The sequence below is a fragment of the Aquiflexum sp. genome (assembly GCF_041749095.1).
Classification (GTDB): Bacteria; Bacteroidota; Bacteroidia; order Cytophagales; family Cyclobacteriaceae; genus Aquiflexum.
Map to the genome: position 1 here is coordinate 1 of NZ_JBGTCA010000473.1, position 3689 is coordinate 3689.

Consider the following 3689-nt stretch of genomic DNA (forward strand, 5'->3'; position numbering starts at 1 on the left):
AGATGTCAAAGATTTCTTGGAATTGAAGAGAAACCATGGTAAGGAAGAGATGCGGGCAAGAGACTTATTTTACGCCATGTGGATTCCGGATTTGTTCATGAAGCGTGTAGAGCAAAATGACCAATGGTCACTTTTTTGTCCTAATGAAGCACCTGGATTGTCTGACTGTCATGGTGAGGAATTTGAGAGATTGTATGAAAAATACGAGAGAGAAGGAAAAGCCAGGGAAACCATCAAAGCCCAGGACCTTTGGTTTGAGATCCTTGAATCCCAAATCGAGACAGGTACTCCTTACATGTTGTACAAGGATTCTGCAAACAAGAAATCCAACCAACAAAACCTTGGGACCATCAAATCTTCGAATCTCTGCACCGAGATCATAGAATATACCGCTCCTGATGAAGTGGCTGTATGTAACCTGGCCTCTATTGCACTTCCTAAGTTTGTAATGACAGGATCAGATGGGAAAAAATATTTTGACCATCAGAAACTATACGAAATCACCAAAGTGGCTACCCGCAACTTGAACAAGGTAATTGATGTTAATTATTATCCTGTTGAGGAAGCAAGGAAATCCAACTTCCGTCATAGGCCAATCGGCTTGGGGGTACAGGGTTTAGCAGATGCTTTTATTATGCTCAGAATGCCCTTTGACTCAGATGAAGCCAAAGGACTTAATGAGGATATCTTCGAAACCATCTACTACGCTGCCATGGAAACTTCAATGGAATTGGCCAAGGTAGAGGGGACTTATGAAACTTATGAGGGTTCGCCTGCATCCAAAGGAATATTCCAATTTGACATGTGGGGTGTTACACCAAAATCCGGAAGATGGGCATGGGATGAGTTGAAAGAAAAAGTAAAGAAATTTGGAGTCAGAAACTCTCTCTTGGTAGCTCCAATGCCGACTGCCTCTACTTCCCAAATATTGGGTAATAATGAATGTTTTGAACCATATACTTCTAACATCTATACCAGAAGAACTTTATCCGGTGAATTTATCGTGGTCAACAAACACCTGATGAAAGATTTGATTCATTTGGGATTGTGGAATGATGCCATGAAAAACAGATTGATCGCAGCCAATGGTTCTGTGAAAAACATCCCCGGAATTCCTCAAAACATCAAAGACATTTATAAAACAGTTTGGGAAATCTCTCAAAAAATTGTCATCGATATGTCTGCTGATAGGGGTGCCTATATCTGTCAATCACAGAGCATGAACGTATTTATGCAGGATCCCAATTTTGGAAAACTTACATCTATGCATTTCTATGCTTGGAAAAAAGGACTCAAAACAGGGATGTACTACCTCAGGTCACAGGCCGCTACTTCGGCAATTCAGTTTACGGTTGATAAATCTGCTTTGGAAGCAGAAAAAGCAGTTAAAGCAGCCCCTGTTTTGGACATGACCAAATCCAAAAACCAAGACGCCATTGCCTGTTCATTGGATAATCCAGATGATTGCGAAATGTGCGGAAGTTAATAAAACTTTATTTTAGAGTTCGTTTGATGGAAAAAAGCGCTTGGCAATGTCAGGCGCTTTTTTGTTATATTTCATTCAAATAAATGACCGTTGACTTTATGGTGCTTACACAATCTCAAATCCTGGATTCTTTGAAATTGCTCAAAGATGATACAAAAGCTATTTTTGGTAAAATGACAGCACAACATATGGTGGAGCATTTGACCATTACGATGAAGCTGTCCATAGGTAAAATCAAATATCCGCCCTTTACGCCAAGTGAAAGGGCCCTCAATGCCAAGTATAACCTGTTGTTCACAGAACTTGAAATGGGAATGGGTATGACACCGCCCAATGATACAGGGGAGCTTTATCCTTTAAAATATCCTGATTTGGAAAAAGCCAAAGAAGCTTTACTAAAGGCTTGGGACGAATATATTGCCTATTATGCAAAAAATGATGGTGCCTCCGAAGTCCATCCTAGATTCGGCTACCTCAATAAGGATGAATGGAATAGATTTCATTACAAACACTTTATGCACCATTTCAAACAATTCGGAATTTGGGTGAGTGATGCCAAAAGTTGAAATAGTCAGCTAAATCAAATAGTGTAGGGTAATCTATCTTGTGTCTTGTGTCTTGTGTCTTGCGTCTTATGTCTTCAATAATAACCACACTACCAAACGTTCCTTCTTTCTGAATTCTCCAAGAAATTTTCAAACTTCTCTTTGAACTCTTCGTGTTTGTATTTTCCATCTACAGACTCATCCTGTCCCATCTCTGCCTTGTTGACCAATTCAAAATAAGCCTGGGGAAATTCGTCTGAATACATTTTCGGAAGGACTTCAATTTTAGAAAGGCCCAAGTACAATGTAAATAATAGAAAGAGTGACATCAAAACGATGGACCTGTCTTTATTCTGAGCAATAACCGTAATTGAGGTTTCCTTTTCAGATCCATAATTCATTTCTTTTTTCCTAAAGGAAATGACTGCGAAAATTATCAAAAATATAAAGGCAAGTATCCCAAATACCTCGGAAAATACAGGTAAAAATGGAATAACAGTCATGGATAAAATATACAATATCAAACTTGTATAAAAACATAAAACCAACAAGGCCAAGGCCCTGTTTTTTGAAGTGATTTCATTAAATGACCTGATTGCCTTAATTCCGTAAACAGCGATTAATAAGCCACCCGCTAATCCGAATAATAATTCGACCAATTCAAAATGGATATAATACACCCTTAAGCCCATAATAAGTGAAATAGTTAACAAACCTAAAAGTTCGAAAACAACCAGGTAATCAATTTTCGATTTATTCTTTAATACATAAACCAATTGGGTCACAAATAAGAATCCAAATATAAAAGCTACCATTCCCATAATCTTGAAACCATAGCTGTTCTGTGCCATAGAAGCAAAAGCACCCATCACCAATAGGACAAATAGCAGGTAATAATATGTATTGTATTTCTTCATCAGTTTATCAAGAAATTAAAATAGGTTTCCGTCCATTCCAGAAAATTATCCAATTCTTTCCAGCGTCCATCACCGGTTTCCAGTTCCCTTCTTTTGGATGCCTCCAGCAAAATTAAACCTCTGCACTGCAAATCCTGTGACTCCGTCAGGTTATTAGGTATTGCCATCAAAGCCCTGTAATAATTCCCTTCCCTTGCCAGTCCTGATATCAATTGGTAAACAGCATCGAATTTACGTTGCTCTGGAATATCTCTCAAAATCTCGCGGGCCAGGCTATTGATTCTTTGACTGCCAATGGTGGATAGGACATTGATAAAATAGGGTCTGCTATCCAATGGTGGAAACAGACTATTAAAATCCAAGTTTGCTGTTTTAGACGAAACAGAATCCAAAAAAACAAAAGCCTGGGGATCGGAATTGCTCTTATAAGCTCTTTTGGACATCGCTATATAAGGGAAGGCTTTTTCAGCTTCACCTGGAAATCTTTCCACCAATTCAACGGATTCCTTCACTTTCCCATACTGCACCAAATTGGCCGCAAGCTGGGTCATCATGTTGAGGAAGAAGTTTTTTTCCACATACTCATGTTTATTCAAGGATCTGGAAATGGCCTGTTGATCGAATTTTCGGTAAAATTCCATTCCTTTTACCGTATCCGCACGATCAAATGACCGATTGGCCAATACCAGATAAAACAGGTTTTTATCAACCTCATCACCACTGGGGTGGCTTTCCAAAAAA

Annotated in this window: 4 protein-coding genes; 2 read left to right on the forward strand and 2 right to left on the reverse strand. The window is 38.8% G+C overall.

The window, feature by feature from the left end:
- Positions 1 to 1486, forward strand: a 1486-nt coding sequence (locus ACEW8O_RS21555) for a ribonucleoside-diphosphate reductase subunit alpha (protein WP_373496696.1), incomplete at its 5' end; no start/stop codon positions are given.
- Between the two features lie 83 nt (positions 1487 to 1569).
- Positions 1570 to 2052 carry a DUF1569 domain-containing protein gene (locus tag ACEW8O_RS21560; protein WP_373496697.1) on the forward strand — a complete coding sequence of 161 codons (483 nt, stop codon included), beginning with the start codon at positions 1570 to 1572 and terminating at the stop codon, positions 2050 to 2052.
- 89 nt (positions 2053 to 2141) lie between these two features.
- Here the strand turns inward: ACEW8O_RS21560 and ACEW8O_RS21565 are convergent, their stop codons facing one another.
- Entirely contained in the window at positions 2142 to 2948 is an 807-nt protein-coding gene (locus tag ACEW8O_RS21565) for a hypothetical protein (protein ID WP_373496698.1), read from the reverse strand.
- Positions 2948 to 3689, reverse strand: a 742-nt coding sequence (locus tag ACEW8O_RS21570; RefSeq protein WP_373496699.1) for a hypothetical protein, incomplete at its 5' end; no start/stop codon positions are given. The genes ACEW8O_RS21570 and ACEW8O_RS21565, both read right to left, overlap by 1 nt.